The following is a 22420-nucleotide window of genomic DNA, read 5'->3' as shown; positions in this document are numbered from 1 at the left end:
CAACAACGAAAAAGCCGCTGCAGGGCAGCGGCTTGGTCGTTCAGACGGTGACGAGGCGGGCGGCGGTCAGAGATCGACCCGGCGCGCCTGCATGAACTTGTTTCCCCAGTAGCCGCTGAGCAGGGTGTCCACGCGCACGTCCTTGCCGGTGCTCGGGGCGTGCAGGAAGCGACCTTCGCCCACGTAGATGCCGACATGGTCGACCCGGCCCTTGCGGCCGAAGAACACCAGATCGCCGGCGGCCAGCGAGGCGCGGTCGTTGATCAGCTGGGCGTTGTTGTCGTGGGCCATTTCGCGCGAGACGCGCGGCAGTTCGATGCCCAGTGCCGAACGGAACACGTAGCCCACCAGACCGCTGCAGTCGAAGCCGCTGTCCGGGTTGCTGCCGCCCCAGCGGTACGGGGTGCCCAGCAGGGTCATCGCGCGGCGCAGCAGCGACTGCACCTTGCCGTTGTCGGCTTCGCTGCCGACCACGACGCTGCCATTGGCGGCGCTGCTGGTGTCGTAGTTGGCAAGCAGGCGGCTGAGGTCGCCGGCAACCATGGCCGAGCGGTCCATCAGCGGAATGGTGTCGTTCGCGGCCAGGTGCGGCAGCAGGGCGGCCAGGGTGGCGCTGGCGGCGGCATCGGCGCGGCTGCGCTGGGCGGCCGGTTCGGCCTTGGCGGCCGGCTTGGCGGTGGCTTCCACGGAAGCCGGTGCCGGTGCGTCGGAACGGTTCGGAGCGGTCTGCGCCCAGGCCGGAAGGCTGGAGAGGCAGAGTGCCAGGCCCAGCAGCAGCGGGCGGACACGATGTGAAGGAACGGCGGTCTGGCCTTGGCCTTGCAGGTCGTCAGTCGTCACGCGTCGGTCACAGAAAAAAAACGATGGGGCATCATGCCCTGTAAAAGCCGCGATAAGTTAAAAATTCCGTTATAAAAACGTTATTTTCATAGTGATGCGCGTCACAGTTTTGAACATACCGCCTGTTCAGTTTAGCGAAGGACGCGTTTCGCTCCTGTGTAGTGGTCTTTCCAATAGGCGCCGCTGAGCGAATCCAGGCGCACCGTGCCGCCGGTGCTGGGCGCGTGCACGAATCGGCCTTCACCGACGTAGATGCCCACGTGGGTCACGTTGCCGCGACTGCCGAAGAACACCAGATCGCCAGTGGCCAGGCGCTGCGGGTCGATCTTCGGGCCCTGTACGGCGGCCAGGTCGCGCGAGGTGCGCGGCAGCTTCAGGTCGACCATTTCCCGGTACACATAGGTGACCAGGCCGCTGCAGTCGAAGCCCGAATCGGGGGTGTTGCCGCCATAGCGGTAGGGCGTGCCGACCAGACTGATCGCGCGCATCAGCACCGAATTGGCGGCCTCGGGGTTGTCCGGCGTGGTCGCCGGCCAGTGCGCCGAGGGTGGCGGCGGGGCGGGGCGGGTGGCCTTGCCGCCGCCGCAGGCGGACAGCAACAAGGGCAGGGCCAGCAGCAGGGCGGGCGCGAAGAGCCGGCGCGGGCCGGACGAAACTGGCGTGATGTGCATGATCTCCGGATAATGCGCCACCTTGGATTGGCCGTCATGATGGCGGCGTCCCCGCCGGGCGACAACCCGCCCCAACCCGCCTGCCTCCGGCAGATCCAGACAGAGTTGCGCATGAAGATCGAAAAAGACCGCGTTGTCCGCTTCCACTACACCGTTTCCGAAGTCGGCCAGGCGCCGATCGAGTCGTCCAAGGACCGCGGCGAGCCGCTGGCAATCCTGATCGGCCACGGCAACATCATCCCGGGCCTGGAAAACGCCATGATGGACCAGGAAGCCGGTGCGACCTTCAGCGTCGACGTGACCGCTGCAGACGCCTACGGCGAACGCCGCGAGGGCCTGTCCCAGCGCGTGCCGAAGAAGCACTTCGGCAATGCCAAGCTGGCCCCGGGCCAGCAGGTCGTGCTGCAGACCAACTTCGGCCCGCGCGCGGTCACCGTGCAGAAGGTCGGCATGAGCGTGGTCGACGTTGACCTGAATCATCCGATGGCCGGCAAGGACCTGCATTTCGACGTGGAAATCGTCGAAGTGCGCGAAGCCGGCAAGGAAGAGATCGAACACGGCCACGTGCACGGCGACGGCGGTCACCAGCACTGATCGCTGCGCGATCGTGATGCCCGCAACGGCCCGCTTCGGCGGGCCGTTGTGTTTCCGGGCCGGGCTGCGGGCAGGCCCGCAGTGCGCCCGGCAGCGGCATAATGACGGACCTGTCCACCGGATGTTCCGTGAACGCCGCACTTCCTCCCCTGCAGCCGGTTACCTCCGGCGAACGCATCGCCGTGCTGGATGTGCTGCGCGGGGTGGCCCTGCTGGGCATCCTGCTGATGAACATCGAGGCCTTCGCCGGCCCGCTGGAGCTGGCCTTCACCGGCATCGACACGCACTGGCAGGGCATCGATTACTGGGCCGATGCCTTCGTCTACGTGTTCGTGCAGGGCAAATTCTTCACCCTGTTCTCGCTGCTGTTCGGTGCCGGCTTCGCGGTCATGGCCCAGCGCGCCGAAGCGGCCGGCCGTGATTTCGCCCCGTTCTACCTGCGCCGCAGCGCGGGCCTGCTGCTGATCGGGCTGTGCCATGCGCTGCTGGTCTGGTCCGGCGACATCCTGGTGCTGTATGCGCTGGCGTCGCTGCCGCTGCTGGCCTGTCGTGAAGCCCCGCGCAGCTGGCTGCCCTGGATGGGGGCCACGGTCTATCTGGGCGGCGTGCTGCTGATGCTGCTGGTGGGTGCCATCGTGTCGATGGCCACCCCGCAGGACGTGCAGAAGATGCTGGCCGACGCCCAGCAGAGCATCGACCAGCAACGCCTGGTGTACGGGCAGGGCAGCTGGCTGCAGGCCAATGGCCAGCGCCTGCACGAGTTCGGCGTGGCGCTGGGCGGCATGATCATTTCCGGGCCGCAGGTACTGGGCATGTTCCTGCTCGGCAGCTGGTTCGCCAGCAGCGGTGCACTGGCCGCACCGGAACGTTTTGCGTGCCTGTACGCACTGCTGCGCTGGGTCGCACTGCCGCTGGGCCTGCTGCTGACGCTGGCCGGCACGTACTGGAAGCCCTACCTGCAGCCCGGTGCCTACGATCTGCCCACCACCGCCGCCATGGCCCTGGTGGCGATAGGCGCGGTGCCGATGTGCCTGGGCTATCTGGCGTGGATCGTGCGCTGGCGCGTGGCCCTGCGCGGCCTGGCCGCGGTGGGGCGCATGGCGCTGACCCATTACCTGCTGCAGTCGCTGCTGTGCACGCTGCTGTTCTACCACTATGGGCTGGGGGCGTTCGAGCAGGTGCCGCGCGCCTGGCAGCTGCTGCTGGCGCTGGCGCTGTTCGCGGCGCAGGTGGCGATCAGCCACGTGTGGCTGCGTCGTTTCCGCTTCGGGCCGGTGGAATGGCTGTGGCGGGCGATGACCTATCGGCAGTGGCCGGTCATGCGCCAGGCCCGCGCGGCCGACTGACGTGCCGTATCACTCACGCGGGGCTGCCGGCCTGCCGTGGCATGCTGGCCGCGTGCGCGTGGCGTACCCCGATGATGTTGTTGTTTCCCCAGACTGCGAGCGATTGCCATGACTACTGCGCCCTTCGACTATGACCTGATCGTGCTGGGCGGTGGTTCTGCCGGCTTGGCCGGCGCGATCCGCGCCGCGCAGTACGGCAAGCGGGTGGCGCTGCTGGAACCGGGCGAGCTGGGCGGTACCTGCGTGAACATCGGCTGCGTGCCGAAGAAAGCGATGTGGCTGGCGGCCGATCTGGCCGAGCGTATCGGCCTGGCGCACGCAATGGGTTTCGATGTGCCGGCGCGTCCTGCGCTGTCCTGGAAGGAGCTGGTGATCCACCGTCAGGCCTACATCACCAACATCCACAAGAGCTACCACGCGCGCCTGGACGAGACCGGCGTGGTGCGCATTCCTGCGCGCGGCCACCTGTTGGATGCGCACACCGTGGCCTGCACCGATGGCGTGCGCTACAGCGCCCAGCACATCCTGATCGCCACCGGCGCGCACCCGCAGCGGCCCGACGTGCCCGGCGCCGAGCTGGGCCTGGTATCGGATGATTTCTTCGATCTGCGCGCGGCGCCGGCCGAGGTGGCGATCGTCGGTGGTGGCTACATCGCCGTGGAACTGGCCGGCCTGCTGCAGGCACTGGGCAGTCGGGTCAGCCTGCTGGTGCGCGGGCAGCGCCTGCTGGACCGGTTCGACCACGAACTGACCGAGCAGCTGGCCGAAAACCTGCGCCAGCAGGGCGTGCGCATCTGCTTCGAATTCGACCTGAAGGCACTGCAGCGCGACGGCCAGCAGGTGCGCGTGGTGGGCGCGCAGGGGGCGCTGGACTGCGCCTTCGATGCGGTGTTCTTCGCTACCGGCCGCCGCGGCAACAGTGCGGATCTGGGCCTGGAAGCGCTGGGCATCGGCATCGGTGAGCACCGCCAGGTGCAGGTCGACGAATGGCAGACCACGGCGGTGCCGAGCGTGCACGCGGTGGGCGATATTGCCGGCAAGGTCGGCCTGACCCCGGTGGCAGTGGCTGCAGCGCGGCGCTTGATGGACCGCCTGTTCGGTGGCAAGCCGGAATCGAAGATGGATTACGAAACCGTGCCCAGCGTGGTGTTCTCGCACCCGCCGCTGGGCGCGGTCGGAATGAGTGAACAGCAGGCGCGCGAATGCTTCGATCAGGTAACGGTCTACCACAGCCGGTTCCGGCCGATGCTGCAGGCGCTGGCCAACGGCACCCAGCGCAGCCTGTTCAAGATGGTATGCGCGGGCCCGGAAGAACGCGTGGTCGGCATCCATCTGCTGGGTGAGGCCGCCGATGAGATCCTGCAGGGCTTTGCGGTGGCGGTGAAGATGGGGGCGACCAAGGCACAGTTCGACGCCACCGTGGCGATCCATCCCACCTCGTCGGAAGAAGTGGTGTTGATGCGGTAACGTCGTAGAGTCGAGCTTGCTCGACTGATCAACCTTGCTCGACTGATGGATCGCGCATAGTCGAGCAAGCTCGACTCTACCGTCGGCGGCCCGCCGCGCGTGCGACAATGGGTGCCCCACGATTGCCCTTGGCCGCCCCGCGCGGCCTGTTGCCGTTCCCATGTCCAGCCCGTCTTCGCGCATCGCCACCGCTTCGCCCCGCATCGCGCTGGGCGGCATCGGGCTGGCCGCGATAGGTGCCGTTGCGGCATCGGGCAAGGCGATCATCGTCAAGCTGGGCCTGCGCCATGGCGTGGATGCGACCACGCTGCTGGCCCTGCGCATGCTGATGGCGCTGCCGCTGTTCGTGCTGATGGCGCTGTGGAGCGCACGCCGCGCCGAACCGCTGTCCTGGGCGGACCGTGCGCGCGTGTTGTGGCTCGGCTTCACCGGCTACTACCTGTCCAGCCTGCTCGATTTCCAGGGGCTGCAGTACATCAGCGTGACCCTGGAACGGCTGATCCTGTACTTGAACCCGACCATGGTGCTGCTGATCAACGTGCTGCTGGCACGGCAGCGGCCGGGGCGCTGGCAGATCGCCGCGCTGGTGCTCAGCTACCTGGGCGTGCTGCTGGCCTTCGGCCATGACCTGCAGCGCGAGGGCGGGCAGATCATCATCGGTAGCCTGCTGGTGCTGGGCAGTGCGCTCAGCTATGCGCTGTACCTGTTCGGCAGCGGGCAGGTGGTGGCGCGCGTGGGCGCGGTGCGGCTGACCGCCTATGCCAGCTGCGTGGCCAGCGTGCTGGTGCTGCTGCATTTCACGGTAACCCACCCGCTGCCGCTGCTGTGGCAGGCACCGGCGCCGGTGCAGTGGTTGTCGCTGGTCAATGCCACGGTGTGCACGGTGCTGCCGGTGCTGGCGATCATGCTGGCGGTGCAGCGCGTGGGTTCGTCGCTGGCCGCGCAGGTGGGTATGCTGGGCCCTGTTTCCACCATCGTGATGAGCCTATGGCTGCTCGAAGAACCGATGGGGCCGGCGCAGATCGCCGGCACCGTGCTGGTCCTGCTCGGCGTGCTGCTGGTGACGCGCCTGCGGCGCTGACCCCGGAGCAGGCGCGCGCGCGCATCCTGCAGGTGATCCATGCGATTCCGCCGGGCCAGGTGATGGGCTACGGTCAGGTCGCCATGCGTGCCGGTCTGCCCGGTCGTGCCCGCCTGACCGCCCGCGTGCTGGGCCAGAACGACGATCCCAGCCTGCCCTGGCACCGCGTGCTGCGTTCGGATGGTCGCATCGCCATGGCCGAAGGCTCGGCGGGCTGGCGCGAGCAGGCGCAGCGCCTGCGTGCCGAAGGCGTGGTAGTCACCAACGGCCGCGTGCGCATGCCGGCGATCGACCCGGCCGCCGCCTTGGACGCGGCGCTGTGGGGCCCGGCCTGATCATCGCCGCCGGCTGAACCGGCACGGCGGCGGCGTCGTCAAACCCACACCCTGCACCGGCTATGATGGAGTTCGTTCCATGCCGGTCATCCCATGTTCCCGCGACTGCCCACCGTTACCAAGGCCCTGCTGATCGCCAACGCGATCCTGTTCCTGCTGCAGCAGCCGTTCCTGCTCGGCATGCAGACCTTTGCCCCGTTCATGCTGCAACCGCTGCAGCAGGGCTTCGATGCGTTTTCGCCAGGTGGCAATTTCCAGCCCTGGCAGCTGCTGACCTATGGTTTCCTGCACGGCAGCTTCGGACACCTGTTCTTCAACATGCTGGCCGTCTTCATGTTCGGCGCGCCGCTGGAACAGACCTGGGGCGAGAAGCGGTTCCTGATCTATTACCTGGTGTGCGTGGTGGGCGCCGGCCTGTGCCAGTTGCTGGTCGGCTCGCTGCTGGAAAACCCGGCACCGGTGCTGGGCGCATCCGGCGGTGTGTTCGGCCTGCTGCTGGCCTACGGCATGCTGTTCCCGAACCAGCGGGTGATGCTGCTGTTCCCGCCCATTCCGATGAAGGCACGCACCTTCGTGATCCTGTTCGGCGTGGGTGAACTGGTGCTGGGCATGACCGGCTGGCAGCCGGGCGTGGCCCACTTCGCACACCTGGGCGGCATGCTGTTCGGCTGGCTGCTGATCCGCTACTGGCGCGGCCAACCGCCCTTCAACAAGCGCCGCCCGCCCGGCCCGCCAAAGCGCCCGAACCACCTGCGCAGCGTGAAGTAAGGCGCGCCGCGCCTTGCTTCACGCGGGTAGGTGCCGACCGTTGGTCGGCACACATTTAACCGGATCATTTGACGCGGGTAGGTGCCGACCGTTGGTCGGCACACATTGAAGCGCCTCACTTCACGCGGGTAGGTGCCGACCGTTGGTCGGCACACATTCAACCGGATCATTTGACGCGGGTAGGTGCCGACCGTTGGTCGGCACGAAACGTCCGGTAGGTGCCAACCTTGGTTGGTACACGCAAAGGCGTGCCAACCAAGGTTGGCACCTACCAATGCGGCCACCTCACAGATCCTGCAACACCACCTGCGCAGCATTGTGCCCCGGTGCACCAGTCACGCCGCCACCGGGATGGGTGCCCGACCCACACAGATACAGACCGGGCAGGGCGCCGCGATAACCGGCCTGGCCCACCATCGGCCGCGCTGAAAACAGCTGGTTGGCGCTGAGTGCGCCATGGAAGATGTCGCCGCCGATCAGCCCGAACGTGCGCTCCAGATCCAGGGGCGACAGCACCTGCCGGCCGAGCACGCTGGCTGCGAACCCCGGTGCATGGCGATCGACGGTGGCGATCATCAGATCGGCCACGGTGTCACGGTGATCATCCCAGTGCATGCCGCCTGGCAGCACCGGCGCGACGTGCTGGCAGAACAGGCTGGCCACGTGCTGCCCCGGCGGCGCCAGCGAATCATCCAGGGTGCTGGGAATCAGCATCTCCACGATCGGTTCGCGCGACCAACCATCGCGGCGCGCATCCAGCCACGCGCGATCCATGTAGTCCAGGCTGGGGGCCAGGATGATGCCCGCGCTCAGGTGTGGGCCGGGACCGGGCAGGGCACGGAAGTCGGGCAGCGCAGACAGCGCCACGTTCATGCGGAAGGTGCCCGAGCCACAGCGCCACTGCGCCATGCGCTCGCGCGTGGGCGACGGTACCTGCTGCGGTTCCAGCAACTGTTCGTACAGCAGTTTCGGGTTGACGTTGGCCACCACCGCATGGGCGCGCTCGCTGCTGCCGTCGGCCAGCACCACGCCGACCACGCGCCCGTGTTCGACCTGCAGGTGGCGCACGCCGGCATCGACCCGCAGTTCGGCGCCGGCCTCGCGTGCGGCCGCGGCAATGGCCTGGCTGATCGCACCCATGCCACCGATCGCGTGGCCCCAGGCGCCCTTCACCCCGTTGCACTGGCCGAACACGTGGTGCAGCAGCACGTAGGCGCTACCCGGCGTATACGGGCTGGCGTAATTGCCGACGATGCCGTCGAAGCCGAACAGCGCCTTGATCGGTTCGCTCTCGAACCAGCGGTCCAGGTACTCGGCGGCCGACAGGGTGAACAGGTCCAGCAGTTCCTGCCGCAGCGCCCGGTCCAGCGCCGCCAGCTCGCGGCCCAGCCGGCCCATCTGCCACAGGGCCGGCAGCGCACGCCAGCCGGCGTCCACGCCCAGGTCGGGCGGCGCGCGCAGTGCCCAGGCGCGCAGCACGTCGGCGAAGATTTCCAGGCGGGCTTCATAGGCGGGCAGGGCCTGCGCATCGCGCGCGGAAAACTTCGCCACCTCGGCCTGGGTGCGGCCCGGTGCTGCCAGCAGATAGCGGCCATCGGCCAGCGGCAGGAAGTTGTTCACCGGCCGCGCAACGATGCGCAGCCCGTGCTGGTGCAGCTGCAGGTCGTCGATCACCTTCGGCTGCAGCAGCGATACCGTGTACGAGGCCACCGAGTTACGGAAACCCGGGTGGAATTCTTCGGTAACGGCGGCCCCACCCAGCACCGCGCGTCGTTCCAGCACCAGCACCTTGTGCCCGGCGCGGGCCAGATAGGCGGCGCAGACCAGGCCATTGTGGCCGCCACCGACGATGATCGCGTCCCAGTGGTTCATGCCTGCGCGATGGCCGCTTCGATGGTGGCGATGTCGATCTTCTTCATCGGCATCATGGCGTTGAACGCGCGTCGCGCCAGCGCCTTGTCGCTGCTGGTCACCGCGTCCATCAACACGCGCGGGCTGATCTGCCAGGACACGCCCCAGCGGTCCTTGCACCAGCCACATTCGCTTTCCTGGCCGCCGTTGCCGACGATGGCGTTCCACAGCCGGTCGGTTTCGGCCTGGTCCTCGGTCTGGATCTGGAACGAGAACGCTTCGCTGTGCTTGAACGCCGGGCCGCCATTGAGGCCCACGCAGGGAATGCCGTACACGGTGAATTCCACCATCAGCACATCGCCCTCGCGGCCGTCGGGGTAGTCACTGGGTGCGGCATGCACGGCGGTCACCGCGCTGTCGGCAAAGGTCTGGGCATAGAAGGTGGCCGCCGCCAGGGCGTCCTTGTCGTACCACACGCAGATGGTGTTCTTGTGGGCCATGGTCGGGCTCCGCAGCGGACGGTGGCGCAGCGATAGCACGGCGCCCGTTAACACCGGATCGTGCTGCGCTGCAGGAGCGGCAGGCAGCGCGCTACCATGGCGCGACGACACGACAGGGAAGGCGCGTGAAGATCCTGGTTCTGGGTGGGTATGGTGTGTTCGGTGGGCGCTTGGTGCGGTTGCTGGCCGATCTTGCGCAGTTGGAGCTGTTGATTGCCGGCCGTAACCTGGCGGCGGCGCAGGCGTTCTGCGCGGCCCACCAGGGGCAGCCGCGGGTACGCCCGCTGCAGGTGGACCGGCGGCAACTGGCCCCGGTACTGCAGGCCGAGCGCCCCGACCTGGTGGTCGATGCCTCCGGCCCCTTCCAGGATTACGGCGAACACCGCTACAGCGCGGTGGAAGCGTGCATCGCCGCCGGCATCGATTACCTGGATTTCGCCGATGCCGCCGACTTCGTGTTCGGTGTGTCCGCCTACGATGCACAGGCCCGGGCGGCCGGTGTGTACGTGCTGTCCGGGGTCAGCAGTTTCCCGGTGCTGACCGCTGCGGTGCTGCGGCAGATGGCCACGCGCATGGACATTGTGCGGGTGGAAGGTGGTATCGCGCCGTCGCCGTTCGCAGGCATCGGCCTGAACGTGATGCGCGCGGTGGTGGGCTATGCCGGTTCGCCGGTGAAATTGCGCCGGCAGGGCCGCGATGGCCACGGCGTTGGTCTGGCCGAGAGCCGCCGTTTCACCGTCGCGGTGCCGGGGCGCCTGCCGCTGCGCAACCTGCATTTTTCGCTGGTGGACGTGCCGGACCTGCAGGTGCTGCCGCCCGAACACCCGACCATGACCGATATCTGGATGGGCGCCGGCCCGGTGCCGGAAGTGCTGCACCGGGTGCTGAACCTGCTGGCGAAGGCGCGCTGGCGCTTCAAGCTGCCGTCGCTGGAGCCGTGTTCGCGCCTGTTCTACACCGTGCTGAACCTGATGAAGTTCGGCGAACACCGCGGCGGCATGATCGTGCGTGCGCAGGGCACCTGCAACGGCGCGCCGATGGAACAGAGCTGGCACCTGCTGGCCGAAGCCGATGATGGTCCCTACATTCCGTCGATGGCGATCGAAGCGGTGATCCGCAAGCAGCTGGCCGGTGAGCGGCCGGCACCGGGCGCGCGCGCGGCCACCCACGCGTTGGAACTGTCCGACTACGAACAGCTGTTTGTCGGCCGCACCATCCACACCGGGTTCCGCCGCGACATGCCCGGCGCCAGCCTGTACCAGCGCGTGCTGGGCGATGCGTATGCGCGATTGCCGGCCACCGTGCAGGCGCTGCATGCACCGGGTGCGGCGCAGCGCTGGGTGGGGCAGGCTCAGGTCGAGCGCGGGCGCGGCGTGCTGTCGCGTGTGCTGGGCAGCATCTTCGGTTTCCCCGCCGCCGCTGCGAACGTGCCGGTGACCGTGCAGTTCAGCCCCGAAGCGGGCGGCGAGCGTTGGTCGCGCACCTTCAACGGGCAGCGCTTCTCTTCGCTGCAGACCGAAGGCAAGGGGCGTGACGAGGCGCTGCTGGTCGAGCGCTTCGGTGCCGTGGCGGTCGCCTTGGCGCTGGTGGTGGACGGCGGACGGCTGCAGCTGGTGCCGCGCAGCTGGTCGGTGCTGGGCATCCCGCTGCCGCGCGCACTGCTGCCCGGTGACCAGAGCTTCGAGTACGAGGCGGATGGACGTTTCGTGTTCGACGTGGAGATCGGCGCGCCGGGGGTGGGGCGCATCGTGCATTACCGGGGCACGTTGCAGCCGGGTTGACGGGCATCCACGCATGGCGTGGATCTCCCTTCGGCACATGCGGAAAAGGCGCCCGAAGGCGCCTTTTCCGTTACTGCATCACCGCTGCCTTCAACGCCAGACCTTGATCTGTTCGGCGTCGGTGCGCTGCATCGGCTGGCCGGCCTTGCAGCTGAAGGTCGCGCCGAAGGCCGGCAGGTTCGACAGCGGCCCGTTGGTGCGCCAGCGGCCCGGTGCACGGATGTCGGCGGTCAGGCGGCGCGCGGCTTCGTTCGGCGACAGCTGCTGCGGCCACAGCGCGGCCCAGGCGCGGAAGAAGCCCTGCTGCTGGGCCGGCTTGGCCTTCGGTTCTTGCGCGGTGTAGGCGGCCCAGGCCAGTTCCAGGCCGGCGATGTCGGCCAGGTTTTCTTCCTGGGTCAGCGTGCCGTTCACCTTGGCACCCTTCACGCCGGGGAATTCATAGGCGCCGTACTGCGCGGCCACGCGGCTGCCCAGCAGGGTCCAGGCGGTCTTGTCAGCGGGCGTCCACCAGCTGCGCAGTTCGCCCTTGGCATCCACCAGCGCGCCCTTGGCATCGATGGCGCGGTTCAGCTCGTGGCCGACCAGGCCGCCGAAGCTGCCGAACTTGTCGGCGGCGTCGGCCTTGGCGTTGAACACCGGGCCCTGCAGGATGGCGGCGGTGACGATCAGGCGGTTCTGCGCCAGATCGTAGGCCAGCGACGGCTGCTGCGGCAGCACGTCCCAGCGGCGGTCGGCGTTGCCCTTGCCGATGCGCTTCATTTCTTCGCGGTGGCGCCAGGTCGAGGCGATCAGCATGTTGCCGCCGAACGAGCCACGGCCCATCGGCTGCACGCTGTAGTCCAGGTCGCGCAGCGGGGTGCCGATCTCGATCTTCAGCGCGGCCAGCTTGGCCTGCGCTTCGGTCTTGGCCTCGGCGCTCATCCAGGTGCTGTTCTTCACCGCCTCGATCTGCACTTCACGCACCTTGTCGACAATCCACGCCGCCTGGCGGCGGTCTTCGGCCGACAGGTAACGCGCGGCATATTCGCGGCCGACCATCGGGCCGGCGGCCACGTTGATGGCGTCCAGCACGCTTTCCCAGCGCTGCGGCGGCAGGGTTTCACCGCGCAGCACGCGGCCGCGGAATTCGAATTCCGCATCGCGGTAGGCCTTGGACAGGTACGGCGCCATCGAATCACCCACGCGCCAGCGCAGGTAGGCCTTCCACTGGTCCGGCTTGAGCTTGGTGACCATGCCGTCGAGCTGCTTGAACAGCTGCGGGTCGGCCAGCGAGACCAGGTCGTCGTTCACACCCTGCGCCTTCAGGAAGGCATCCAGCTGCAGGTTGCGGTAGCGGCTGTTCAGATCCTTGGTGGAGATCGGCGCGTAGTTGTTGAACGGGTTGTTGATGCCGGCCAGCGACTGCGCGTTGCGCGCCAGTTCGGTTTCCAGCGCGATGACCGACTGCGCTTCGGCATCCAGCTTGGCGGCCGGGGTGCCGGTCAGGGCCAGGATCTGCTTCACGTAGTTGCGGTAGCGGCCCATCAGGGCCACGGTGTCGGCGTCGGTGCGGGTGTAGAACGCCGGATCGGGCAGGCCCATGCCGCCCTGCATGAAGTAGCCGATGTGGCGGTCCAGCGCCTTCAGGTCCACGTCCGGGCCGAAGTTGAAGGCCACCGGGATACCGACCTGGTGCAGCGCGGCGATCGAGGCCGGTACATCCTTGGCCTTCTTGATGGCATTGATGCGGGTCAGCAGCGGGGCGATCGGGTTCGAGCCGTCCGCTTCCACGGCGGCTTCGTCCAGGCCGCTGGCCCAGAAGTCGCCCAGCAGCTTCTGCACGTTGCCCTGCGGCGCCTTCATCGAGGCTTCCAGCAGGTCACGCTGCTGCTGGCGGCTGCGGTCGACCAGCTGGCCCAGCGCGGTCGCAGCACCGGTCTGCGGGGCCGGGTTGGCCTTCAGCCAGCCGGCGTTGGTGGCGTCGTAGAAATCGCTGCACTGGGCGCTCACGGCAGGCGCGCGCGCGGCCTTCTTCTTGGCGGCGAATGCATCGTGGGTCGGGACCAGGGTCGCCAGGCTGATGCCCAGGGCGACGGCAAGCGGACGGAAGTTGGGCATGTAGAACGAATCCGTGATGGATTGAGGGCGGGCGAACTATAGCAAGCCGTGCATGGGCACGGCATGCACGCGTCACGCGGTGTCCGCCGGGCATGGCCCGGCGCTACCGGGGGTCATGGTATGGGCACGGCATGCACGCGTCACGCGGTGCTGCGTTTGCCCGCATGGGGTCGGAGCCCTCGCGCTGCGCGCAAGGGATCCGACCCCGGCAGTAGATCCACGCCATGCGTGGATGGGGTTTGCGTGCATGGGGTCGGAGCCCTCGCGCTGCGCGCAAGGGATCCGACCCCGCGGCAGTAGATCCACGCCATGCGTGGATAGCGTTGCCTGCAAGGGATCCGACCCCCGGAAAAACAAAGGCCCGGGACGTCCCGGGCCTTTGCAGGTCTACCGCAGCCTCAGCCGTGGCTTACCAGATCACCACCTGCTGGTCGCCGCTGCGGGCCATCGGCGAACCGGCCTTGCACTGGAACGCTGCGGCGAAGGTCGGCAGGTTCGACGGCGCACCCATGGCGCGGAACTGCGCCGGGGCGTGCGGGTCGGTGGCCAGGCGGACCTTGGCGTTTTCCGGGGTGTACTTGGTGCGCCACACGGTGGCCCAGTTGAAGAAGAAGCGCTGGTCGCGGCTGAAGCCATCGACCTTCGGGTCTTCCTTGCCGGCGCTGGCCTTCTGCAGGGCGTCGTAGGCCGTGGCCAGGCCGCCCAGGTCGGCGATGTTCTCGCCCAGGGTCAGCTTGCCGTTCACCGCCTGGCCGTCCACCTTGTACTGGTCGAACTGCTTGACCAGCTTGCCGGTCAGGCCCGCGAAGTTCTTCGAATCGCCTTCGGTCCACCAGTTCTCGAAGTTGCCGGTCGGCCCGAAGCGGCTGCCCTGGTCGTCGTAACCGTGGGTCATTTCGTGGCCGATGACCGCGCCGATGCCGCCGTAGTTCAGGGCGTCGTCGGCCTTCGGGTCGAAGAACGGCGGCTGCAGGATGGCGGCCGGGAACACGATCTCGTTCTGCAGCGGGTTGTAGTAGGCGTTGACCGTCTGCGGGGTCATGCCCCACTCGGTCTTGTCCACCGGCTTGCCGATCTTGGACAGGTTGTACTGGTAGTTGAACGCGGTGGCCGCGCGCACGTTGCCCAGGTAGCTGTCACGGTTGGTCTGCAGGCCCGACCAGTCGCGCCACTTGTCCGGGTAGCCGATCTTCGGGGTGAAGGTTTCCCACTTGGCGATGGCCTTGGCCTTGGTTTCATCGCTCATCCAGGACAGGCCCTGGATGCGGTCCTTCAGCGAGGCGGCCAGGTTCTTCACCAGGTCTTCCATCTTCGCCTTGGCTTCCGGCGAGAAGGCCACCTTCACGTACAGCTGGCCGAAGGCTTCGCCGGCGTCGCTTTCAATGGTGCCCAGCACGCGCTTCCAGCGCGGCTTCTGTTCCTTCTGGCCGTTCAGGGTCTTGCCGTAGAAGTTGTAGCTTTCCTGCACGAAGGCTTCGGACAGGTACGGCGAGGCGCCATCCACGGTGTGGAAGCGCAGGTAGGCGCGCCAGATCGACGGATCGGTATCGGCCAGGGCCTTGCTCACTTCCTGGTGGAAGGTCGGGATGGCCAGCGAGAACTTCTCCGGCGCGGCGACGTTCTGCGACTTGAAGAACTCGGTCCAGCTGAAGTTCGGGGTCAGCGCGTCGGCCTCGGCCAGGGTGACCGGGTGGTAGAACAGGGACACGTCGCGCGACAGTTCTTCGCTCGACTTGGAGGCCTTGGCCAGGCGGGTTTCGAACTTCACCACGTCCTCGGCCTGCTTGGCCGCATCGGCCGCAGCCACGCCGGACAGTTCCAGCACCTTGGCCACGTGGGCCTGGTAGGCCTTCAGCTTGTCGGCGTTCTTGGCGTCGGTGTAGTAGGTGGTATCGGGCAGGCCCAGGCCGCCCTGGCTGGCGTAGGCCATGTTCATGGCCGAGTTCTTGAAGTCGGCTTCGGCGCCGAAGCCGAACAGCACGTTCTCGCCCTTGGCCGCGCTGCTGCGCAGGTAGTCGGCGATGGCGGCCTTGTCCTGCAGGCCATCGATGGCGGCCAGGTCGGCCTTCAGCGGCTCGATGCCCTGGGCGTTGATCTTGGCCTCGTCCATGCCGGTGGCCCACAGGTCACCGACCACCTTCTCAATGTGGTCCGGGTTCTTCACCTGCGCCACCTGCTCGACCAGCTGGTGCTGCACGGCCACCGAACGCTCGTCCAGGATGGTGAAGGCGCCCCAGCTGGTGCGGTCGCCCGGAATTTCGTTGGCGGCCAGCCACTTGCTGTTCACGTAGTCGCCGAAGGCGGTGCAGGCGTCCTTGCTGGCGTCCAGGTCACCGGGCTGGAAGGCGTTGTAGGCCGGCAGCTTGCTCTCGTCCAGCTTGTAGGCGGTGGCGGCTTCGGTGGCGGCCGGCGTGGAGGCGGTGGCGTCCTTTGCCGGGGTATCAGTCTTGCCGCAGCCGACCAGCGCGGCCGAAACGGCCAGGGTCAGCAGCACGATCTTGGGAGTACGGGTCACTTGAATGGCCTCCAGGCCGAGTGAGTCAGGGAAAGGCCGCATGGACGGCCGTGGGCCGAACAATACGCCTGCGGCCCGGCCTGCAAGGGTGTCGAAGGTCATGGCCGATTGCAAACCCCCCAGCCGTTGGCCGGACCGCCAGATACGGAAAAGGAAAGGGCGGCTTGCGCCGCCCTTTCCGGGTACTGCCTGAAGCGCTATCAGAACTTGTAGGTCACGCCCAGGTACATGTAGCGACCAATGCTGTCGTACAGCGCAGCACCGGCGTCAGCACCGAAGTAGTTGACCGGCGGATCCTTGTCGAACACGTTGTCCACGCCCAGGTAGACGTCGATGCCCGAGCCCGGGAACTTATAGCCAACCTGCATGTTGTGGTACAGGTACGACGGGTTGCGGATCGGGCTCTGCGAACCCGGGTTGGAGTTGTAGCTGTCCGGGGTCACGCGCAGGTTGCCGTCAACGTAGGTCATGTCCCACGACGCGCGCCAGTCACCACGCTTGTAGGTGGTGCTGAACTGACCGCGCCAGCGCGGATCGGTGTAGTAGGTCACGTATTCGGTGAACTCGTCCGGGAACGACTGGAACGCCCATTCACGCGACTGGATCAGACGGGTACCGACCAGGCGCAGGGTGGTGAAGCCACCCAGCAGATCGAAGCGGTAGTCCATTTCCAGATCGACGCCGACGCGACGCGACTTGGCCAGGTTCTCGGAAATAGCGGTCCAGTTGTAGATGCTGTACTCCGGGAACGGGGTGCCGGTGGGCGAGGTGTAGCCACCGACCGGTGCGCGCTTGATCGCATCGCAGAACGGGTTGTTCTGCACGCCCCCCGGCGAATCCACGCAGCGGGTGGCCAGGGTCTGGGCACTGACCGAACCGATCGCGTCGGTCAGGGTGATGCGCCAGTAGTCCATCGACATGCCGAAGCCCGGCAGGAATTCCGGCTGCCAGACAAAGCCCAGCGACAGGGTCTTGGCTTCTTCCGGCTTCAGGTTCGGGTTACCACCGCTCACGCCCGGGCGGTTCGCGCTGTAGGTGTCCACCCAGTTGTTCGGAATGCCCAGCGCGGCGCAGTTGGCGGCACGCAGGCTCGGATCCTTGGCGGTCGCCGGACGGTTGGCGTTGGTCGACAGCGTGTTGCAGGGATCGGAGATGGCGGCGAAGTTCTGCGACTGCGGGTTGTACAGCTCACCGATGCTCGGTGCGCGCACCGCGCTGGCGTAGGTACCGCGGATACGCAGCGAGGTCAGCACTTCCCAGTCCAGGCCGACGTTCCAGGTCTTGGTGTCGCCCACCGAGGTGTAGTCCGACCAACGGCCGGCCAGGTCCAGGTTCAGGCGGCGGATCAGCGGGATGTCAGCCAGCAGCGGGATCGAGGTTTCAGCGAACACTTCGCGCACGCTGTACTCACCACCACGGCTGGGGATGGCGTTGAGGAAGGTCAGGCCCAGCGCGGACAGCGCGTCGGTGTTTTCCTGGCTCTGTTCCTTGCGGTACTCGACGCCGCCGGCGAAGCCGACGTCACCGGCCGGCAGCGAGAACAGCGAGTTGTTGGCCACCGAGGCACTGAACACCTGCTGCTTCAGCTTGGACTGGTTCAGCGAACGGGTGTTGAACCAATCAGCTGCTTCCTGCGAGATCGCACCGTTGCCGAACACGCTGAACGGCACGCAGCCAGCGATCAGGGCCTGGTTGTAGCGCTGCCCGGTGTTCGGGTTGATCGCATTCGGGTCCAGCGATGCGCGGCAGACGAGGTTGCCGCTGGCATCACGGGTCACGTCCATGCCCGCATGCCAACGCTCGTTGATGCGGTTGTTCACGTTGATGCGGTCGATGGTGGTCTGGCCGAAGTTGGCCGAGGTCTCGTAGGTCCAGTCCTCGCCCAGGTTGCCTTCCAGGCCGAACACCACGCGGCTGGTCTGGCGCTCGATCTGTTCACCGCGACGACCTGCGTCGACGTTGAAACGGTTCATGACCAGGTTGCTTTCGGCGGCATTCGGGTCGCGCGAAACGGCACGCACGGTGCTGGTTCCATCGCGGTTCTGCACGCGCACGGTGCGCGCATCGAGCACGGCGCCCAGCTCGTTGGAGATGTAGGCGTTGTCGCGACGGATGCGCAGGCCGGTGTCGAAGGCCGGCTGGCCATAGAACTCCGACTCGGTCTTGGTGTACTTGCCTTCGAAGAAGAAGCGGTGATCGTCATTCAGATCGAAGTTGACGATGGTGTTGAAGCTGAAACGGTCGAACGACGGCTGCAGGTCGGCCACGGCGTTCAGGTCGGCGAAGTCGCAGTCCACGCAGCTGCTGGTGCTGACGATGGTGCCGTCGTAACGGTTGCGGCGGAACGTGCCGTCATCGTTGAACAGGTAGCGGCTGTTGCGGTTGAAGGCGATCGAGCGGGTGCCGGTGGGCGAGATGGTGATCTGGCCCAGGTCCATGGTGCCGCCGTAGGACGTGGAATGGTTACCACCCGGGCTGGCCAGGACCGTCTGCGGATTGCGCTCGCTCGGCGGCTGGCTCGGATCGAAGTTCGGGTTCGGTACCGAGACCTGGTAGCGGCGGCCGATTTCACGATCACCACGGCCAAAGCGGCCCTGGTCGCTGTATTCCATTGCGATGGCGGCGTTACCACGGCCATCGGCAAACGGCTTGCCAGCGGAGAAGCTGGCGAAGCGGCGGTCGAAGCTGCCTTCGTCAGCCTTGCCGGTCTGGCCACGGAATTCGTAGCCGTCGAACGACTTCTTCATGATGAAGTTGACCACGCCGGCCACGGCGTCGGCGCCGTACACGGCCGAGGCGCCACCGGTGATGACTTCCACGCGCTCGATCCATTCCACCGGAATGGTGTTGACGTCGACCGAGGTCGAGCCCGGGCTGGCGCCAACATGGCGGCGGCCATTGACCAGCACCAGGGTGCGCGACGGGCCCATGCCACGCAGGTCCATCAGGCCCAGGCCGGCGGTGCCGATGAAGCGCGTGGAGTTGCCCAGCGAGTAGCTCGGGGTCAACTGCGGCATCTTGTTCATCAGGTCGCCGATGTTCAGCGCGCCGGTGGTGCGGATTTCTTCGGCAGTGATGGCCGTCACCGGAGAGGGGGTGACGAAGCCGGTGCGCGCGATACGCGAGCCGGTCACGCTGATGCGATCCAGATCAACCGGGTTGGCACCCGGGGCGGCTTCCTGTGCCAGGACGGGTGCGGCGGCGGCGAACATCAGGCCGGCCAGCAGTGCATTGGTCAGCGGGTGGCGACCGGGCAAGCGATGGTGCGTCATCAAGTGAATCCCCCTAAGAAGTGTGAAACGCCGGACTTCCCTGCCGACGTTCTGCAAATGTTCATGCGTCATCCTGACGTCACCGGAACCTAACACGGTCTTAACGGGAAATGTACGGTTGTGTCACAAGAGTTTGCTAAATCAGTCGGTTCGATACACAAAACTGCAACAAATACAGCGTCTTAGTCTCAGTTTCCTTTGCAACTTCTGGCGGCCTGAGTTTTAGATGAATGGGGGTCTTCGCTTAACAATGCGCAGCACAACCGGTCCTGCGCTCCGATGGCCCTGGCGTCAGGCAAAAAAAAGACCCCGCCGAGGCGGGGTCTCCAGTCAACGCGTTGTGGGTGTGGCTTACTTCGCGCCGAAGTCGTACTTGGCCTGCACGTAGATCGCACGCCCGTAGGCGCTGTACAGGTAGTTGTTGTACGGCTGGCCGCTGGTGCCGGCGTAGCTGAAGCGCTGGTTGTCAGGCAGCTTGTTGAACACGTTGTTGACCATCAGCGACAGGGTCAGGTTGTCCATCGCGCGGTAGTTCACGCTCAGGTTGTAGGTGGTGTACGAACCCCACTTGCCGGCCTTGTAGCCCGAGCTGTGCACGTAGTCGTAGCCGTTGCCCGCGTAGGCCATGTAGTTCGGCGTCTTGCCGATGTAGTTGGCATACAGGGTGGTGGTCCACTTGTCCTTGGCCCAGGCGATCGAGCCATCGGCGCGCACCTTGGCGTAGGAATCGTAGACCCACATCGCGTACGGGTCACGCAGCAGGTCCAGGTACTCGTCGCCCGGCTGCGGCTGCAGTTCGCGCTTGAGCATGTTGGTGTAGTTGCCCGAGAACTGCAGCGAGCCGAAGCGACCCACGTCCTGCACGTACTTGAAGCTGGCCGTCAGTGCCTGCAGGTTCTGACGGGCGACGTTCATCTTCGGCGTGTAGATCTCGTCCAGTACGCCCGAGGCATCGCGGGTGATCCAGTCGCTCACGTTCTGGCAGCTGGCCGAGGTGTTGTTGGTCTGGCCGTTGCGGCAGTAGTACTCAGCCAGCAGCAACTGGTCGGAGCTGAGGGTGTTGACCTCGTTCTCGATCTTCCAGTTGTAGTAGTCCAGCGACACCGACAGGTTGTTGATCGGTGCCCAGACCACGCCCGCGTTCCAGACGTCGGCGGTGATCGGTTCCAGGTCCGGGTTGCCGGACTGGGTGCCGAACACCGACACGCTGTCGTACGGGCAGCCGGTGGTGTCAACCGGGTTGAAGCCCAGCTGGCCGCAGCGGTAGTAGTCGGTCGAACCGTTGGCGTAGTAGCCGCTCTCGCCCTGGAAGGCGTCGGACAGGGTCGGCGCGCGGAAGGCGGTGCCGTACTTGCCGCGGAACAGCAGGCTTTCGATCGGACGGAATTCCAGGCCCACGCTGTAGGTGGCCTTGTCGATGGTGTTGCCACCGATCTTGAAGGCGTCATAGCGGCCAGAGCCGGTCACGGTGAGCGAGTCGAGCAGCGGCAGGCGCAGTTCGCTGGTCACCGCGTAGTTGCTGCGGTGGCCGGCGCCGGACACCGCCGTGGTGCCCCACACGCTGCCATCGACCAGGCGGGCATCGGGGGTGTAATCCCAACCTTCGCTGCCGCCTTCCACCACCACCGCGAAGCCGGCATCACCGCCGGGCAGGCTGAACAGCGAGCCGTTGGTGACCTGCGCGCGCAGCAGGTTCTGCCAGGTGCGGCTCTGGCTGTAGGTGTAGCCGGTGAAACTCTGGAAATCACCCGACGGCAGCGGCGAGTAGAACGCATCCCAGTCCGGGCTGTAGATGTTGTAGCCCGTGCTGGTGGTGCCCAGCACCGGACCCAGCACACGGTTTTCGAAGTAGTCGTTGATCGGGTCGGCCCAGCGCACGAAGTTGCGCTCGGTCAACTTGTACTCGCCACGGGTGAAGCTGGCGCTGTAATCCCAGTTGCCCGCCGTGCCACGGCCGCCCAGGGTGACCTGGTAGGCCTTGTTGCGGTCGGTGTTCATGATGTCGCGGTAGCCGGCGCCGCCGATGTCCTCCGGCGCGAACACGCGCTGCAGGTTCATGTACTGGCCGCTGTCCTGGTCGTAGAAGCGACCCCAGCCGGAGGACGTGCCCCACCAGGTGTAATTCGAGCCGGTGGCGTACTTCACTTCTTCCAGGCTGTACAGCGCGTCGCCGAACAGCTGGAAGTTGTCAGTCACATCGAAGGTGGCCGAGCTGTAGATCTGCCCGCTTTCCTTGCCGTTCTTGATGGTCTTGTAGCCGGTGCCGTAGACCGAGCCGCAGGCCTGGCCGGTGGGGCGGGTGCCCAGCACGGTGGTGCCACCGAACTGGCCCGCCACGTCGGCGCACAGGTCCGGGTCCATCATCGCGTAGCGGTTGCCGTTGGCCGGCAGCAGCACCAGGAAATCGTTGGACACGTACTGCGGGCTGTAACCGTCGGGGTTGTTGACCTTGGTCAGGTCACGCTGGTAACCCCAGATCGGGCTGGTCTTTTCGTACTGCACGTTCACCAGCGCGTTGAAGCGGTCATCCTTGGAATTGAAGCCGCGCGCCGCGCTGAAGCGGAAGCTGTTGCCGCCGCCTTCGCTGTAGGCACCGCCGCGCACGCTCACCGTGCCGCCGTCCATGCGCTCCTTCAGGATGATGTTGACCACGCCGGCGATGGCGTCCGAACCGTACAGCGAGGACTGGCCGCCCGGCAGGATCTCGATGCGCTCGACGATGTCGATCGGGATGCCGCTGATGTTGTTGAACGTATCGCTGCCGTTGTACAGCGCCGGATACGAAAGCATCGGGCGGCCGTTGATCAGGTACTTGGTGTAGCCCGGGCTGAGGCCGAACATGCCAGCCGCTTCAGCGCCCTGGGTGAACGAGGCCGAGGTCTGGCCGCCCTGCAGGCCGCCGGTGGACAGCGAGGACTGCTGCAGCACATCGGCCACGCTGGTGAAGCCGCGGGTCTGGATGTCTTCGGCAGTGACCGTCAGGACCGGGGTGTGGTTCTCGATCTCGGTCTGCGGAATCAGCGAGCCGGTAACCGTCACGCGGTCCAGCTGGGTGGTGGCGCCGTCCTGCGCCGCGGCGGCGCCGCTGGCCAGCAGGGTGCCGATCAGGGCGAGAGTCAGTGGGTGACGCGAAAACGCATTGCGGTGGCTGTGCATGAAGGATCCCCATCGAAACAGATCAAGGCGGTGTCATCCATGACGGCTTTAAGGTGTGTTCAGTTGCATTCCATTCATCTGGACCGTAACACGGCTTTAACAAGCTCCACACGTGCCTGTCACAGCTGTTCGGCAGCGGCGTCTTG

At 66.5% G+C, this 22420-nt stretch carries 15 protein-coding genes; 7 read left to right on the top strand and 8 right to left on the bottom strand.

Annotated elements, in window-relative coordinates:
• Positions 1 to 66: 66 nt before the first annotated feature.
• Together C1931_RS14215 and C1931_RS14210 are read right to left on the bottom strand one after the other, a co-directional pair.
• Positions 67 to 771: a C40 family peptidase gene (locus C1931_RS14215; RefSeq protein WP_233614814.1), complete on the bottom strand. Its 705-nt coding sequence runs from the start codon at positions 769 to 771 to the stop codon at positions 67 to 69.
• Positions 772 to 971: 200 nt separating this feature from the next.
• Entirely contained in the window at positions 972 to 1511 is a 540-nt protein-coding gene (locus C1931_RS14210) for a C40 family peptidase (RefSeq protein ID WP_108757773.1), read from the bottom strand.
• Between the two features lie 111 nt (positions 1512 to 1622).
• Here C1931_RS14210 and C1931_RS14205 point away from each other — a divergent pair, with 111 nt between their 5' ends.
• From C1931_RS14205 to C1931_RS14180, 6 genes are all read left to right on the top strand, one after another.
• Positions 1623 to 2105 carry a peptidylprolyl isomerase gene (locus C1931_RS14205; RefSeq protein WP_108753733.1) on the top strand — a complete coding sequence of 161 codons (483 nt, stop codon included), beginning with the start codon at positions 1623 to 1625 and terminating at the stop codon, positions 2103 to 2105.
• Between the two features lie 101 nt (positions 2106 to 2206).
• Entirely contained in the window at positions 2207 to 3451 is a 1245-nt protein-coding gene (locus C1931_RS14200) for a DUF418 domain-containing protein (protein ID WP_108756815.1), read from the top strand.
• 108 nt (positions 3452 to 3559) lie between these two features.
• Positions 3560 to 4918 (top strand): glutathione-disulfide reductase, encoded by a 1359-nt coding sequence (gorA, locus tag C1931_RS14195; RefSeq protein WP_108756814.1) that lies wholly within the window; start codon positions 3560 to 3562, stop codon positions 4916 to 4918.
• 160 nt (positions 4919 to 5078) lie between these two features.
• On the top strand, positions 5079 to 5999 hold the full coding sequence (locus C1931_RS14190; RefSeq protein ID WP_108756813.1) for a DMT family transporter: 921 nt from the start codon (positions 5079 to 5081) through the stop codon (positions 5997 to 5999).
• Positions 5906 to 6334 carry an MGMT family protein gene (locus C1931_RS14185; RefSeq protein WP_234412666.1) on the top strand — a complete coding sequence of 143 codons (429 nt, stop codon included), beginning with the start codon at positions 5906 to 5908 and terminating at the stop codon, positions 6332 to 6334. The genes C1931_RS14190 and C1931_RS14185 overlap by 94 nt, the downstream gene beginning before the upstream one ends.
• Before the next feature lie 93 nt (positions 6335 to 6427).
• Positions 6428 to 7102 (top strand): rhomboid family intramembrane serine protease, encoded by a 675-nt coding sequence (locus tag C1931_RS14180; RefSeq protein ID WP_108750266.1) that lies wholly within the window; start codon positions 6428 to 6430, stop codon positions 7100 to 7102.
• A gap of 285 nt (positions 7103 to 7387) precedes the next feature.
• Here the strand turns inward: C1931_RS14180 and C1931_RS14175 are convergent, their stop codons facing one another.
• Positions 7388 to 8974 (bottom strand): NAD(P)/FAD-dependent oxidoreductase, encoded by a 1587-nt coding sequence (locus tag C1931_RS14175; protein ID WP_108756812.1) that lies wholly within the window; start codon positions 8972 to 8974, stop codon positions 7388 to 7390.
• Complete coding sequence (locus C1931_RS14170; protein ID WP_108756811.1) at positions 8971 to 9453, bottom strand: VOC family protein; 483 nt, start codon at positions 9451 to 9453, stop codon at positions 8971 to 8973. Before C1931_RS14170 ends, C1931_RS14175 begins: the two co-directional genes overlap by 4 nt.
• 125 nt (positions 9454 to 9578) lie before the next feature.
• On the opposite strand from C1931_RS14170, the gene C1931_RS14165 reads away from it, so the two are divergent.
• On the top strand, positions 9579 to 11234 hold the full coding sequence (locus C1931_RS14165; protein ID WP_108756810.1) for an SDR family oxidoreductase: 1656 nt from the start codon (positions 9579 to 9581) through the stop codon (positions 11232 to 11234).
• A 90-nt stretch (positions 11235 to 11324) separates the two neighbouring features.
• Here C1931_RS14165 and C1931_RS14160 read toward each other — a convergent pair whose 3' ends face one another.
• The 4 genes from C1931_RS14160 to C1931_RS14145 all read right to left on the bottom strand — a co-directional run bounded on the left by C1931_RS14160 (position 11325) and on the right by C1931_RS14145 (position 22274).
• Entirely contained in the window at positions 11325 to 13331 is a 2007-nt protein-coding gene (locus tag C1931_RS14160) for a M13 family metallopeptidase (protein WP_108756809.1), read from the bottom strand.
• Between the two features lie 409 nt (positions 13332 to 13740).
• Positions 13741 to 15888 (bottom strand): M13-type metalloendopeptidase, encoded by a 2148-nt coding sequence (locus C1931_RS14155; RefSeq protein WP_108757772.1) that lies wholly within the window; start codon positions 15886 to 15888, stop codon positions 13741 to 13743.
• Between the two features lie 158 nt (positions 15889 to 16046).
• Positions 16047 to 19058 (bottom strand): TonB-dependent receptor, encoded by a 3012-nt coding sequence (locus C1931_RS14150; RefSeq protein WP_234412916.1) that lies wholly within the window; start codon positions 19056 to 19058, stop codon positions 16047 to 16049.
• A gap of 411 nt (positions 19059 to 19469) precedes the next feature.
• Entirely contained in the window at positions 19470 to 22274 is a 2805-nt protein-coding gene (locus tag C1931_RS14145; protein WP_108756807.1) for a TonB-dependent receptor, read from the bottom strand.
• Positions 22275 to 22420 lie beyond the last annotated feature (146 nt).

The organism is Stenotrophomonas sp. YAU14A_MKIMI4_1 (assembly GCF_003086855.1).
Classification (GTDB): Bacteria; Pseudomonadota; Gammaproteobacteria; order Xanthomonadales; family Xanthomonadaceae; genus Stenotrophomonas.
Note: the sequence above shows the minus strand (reverse complement) of the source record. Positions and strands in the feature narration are given on the sequence as shown.

Coding starts and splice junctions, on each gene's coding strand:
- C1931_RS14210 (WP_108757773.1), bottom strand. CDS start 1,511: ATGCACATCACGCCAGTTTCGTCCGGCCCGCGCCGGCTCTTCGCGCCC.
- C1931_RS14205 (WP_108753733.1), top strand. CDS start 1,623: ATGAAGATCGAAAAAGACCGCGTTGTCCGCTTCCACTACACCGTTTCC.
- C1931_RS14200 (WP_108756815.1), top strand. CDS start 2,207: ATGACGGACCTGTCCACCGGATGTTCCGTGAACGCCGCACTTCCTCCC.
- gorA (WP_108756814.1), top strand. CDS start 3,560: ATGACTACTGCGCCCTTCGACTATGACCTGATCGTGCTGGGCGGTGGT.
- C1931_RS14190 (WP_108756813.1), top strand. CDS start 5,079: ATGTCCAGCCCGTCTTCGCGCATCGCCACCGCTTCGCCCCGCATCGCG.
- C1931_RS14185 (WP_234412666.1), top strand. CDS start 5,906: ATGGCTGCTCGAAGAACCGATGGGGCCGGCGCAGATCGCCGGCACCGT.
- C1931_RS14180 (WP_108750266.1), top strand. CDS start 6,428: ATGTTCCCGCGACTGCCCACCGTTACCAAGGCCCTGCTGATCGCCAAC.
- C1931_RS14175 (WP_108756812.1), bottom strand. CDS start 8,974: ATGAACCACTGGGACGCGATCATCGTCGGTGGCGGCCACAATGGCCTG.
- C1931_RS14170 (WP_108756811.1), bottom strand. CDS start 9,453: ATGGCCCACAAGAACACCATCTGCGTGTGGTACGACAAGGACGCCCTG.
- C1931_RS14160 (WP_108756809.1), bottom strand. CDS start 13,331: ATGCCCAACTTCCGTCCGCTTGCCGTCGCCCTGGGCATCAGCCTGGCG.
- C1931_RS14155 (WP_108757772.1), bottom strand. CDS start 15,888: ATGCGGCCTTTCCCTGACTCACTCGGCCTGGAGGCCATTCAAGTGACC.
- C1931_RS14150 (WP_234412916.1), bottom strand. CDS start 19,058: ATGTTCGCCGCCGCCGCACCCGTCCTGGCACAGGAAGCCGCCCCGGGT.
- C1931_RS14145 (WP_108756807.1), bottom strand. CDS start 22,274: ATGCACAGCCACCGCAATGCGTTTTCGCGTCACCCACTGACTCTCGCC.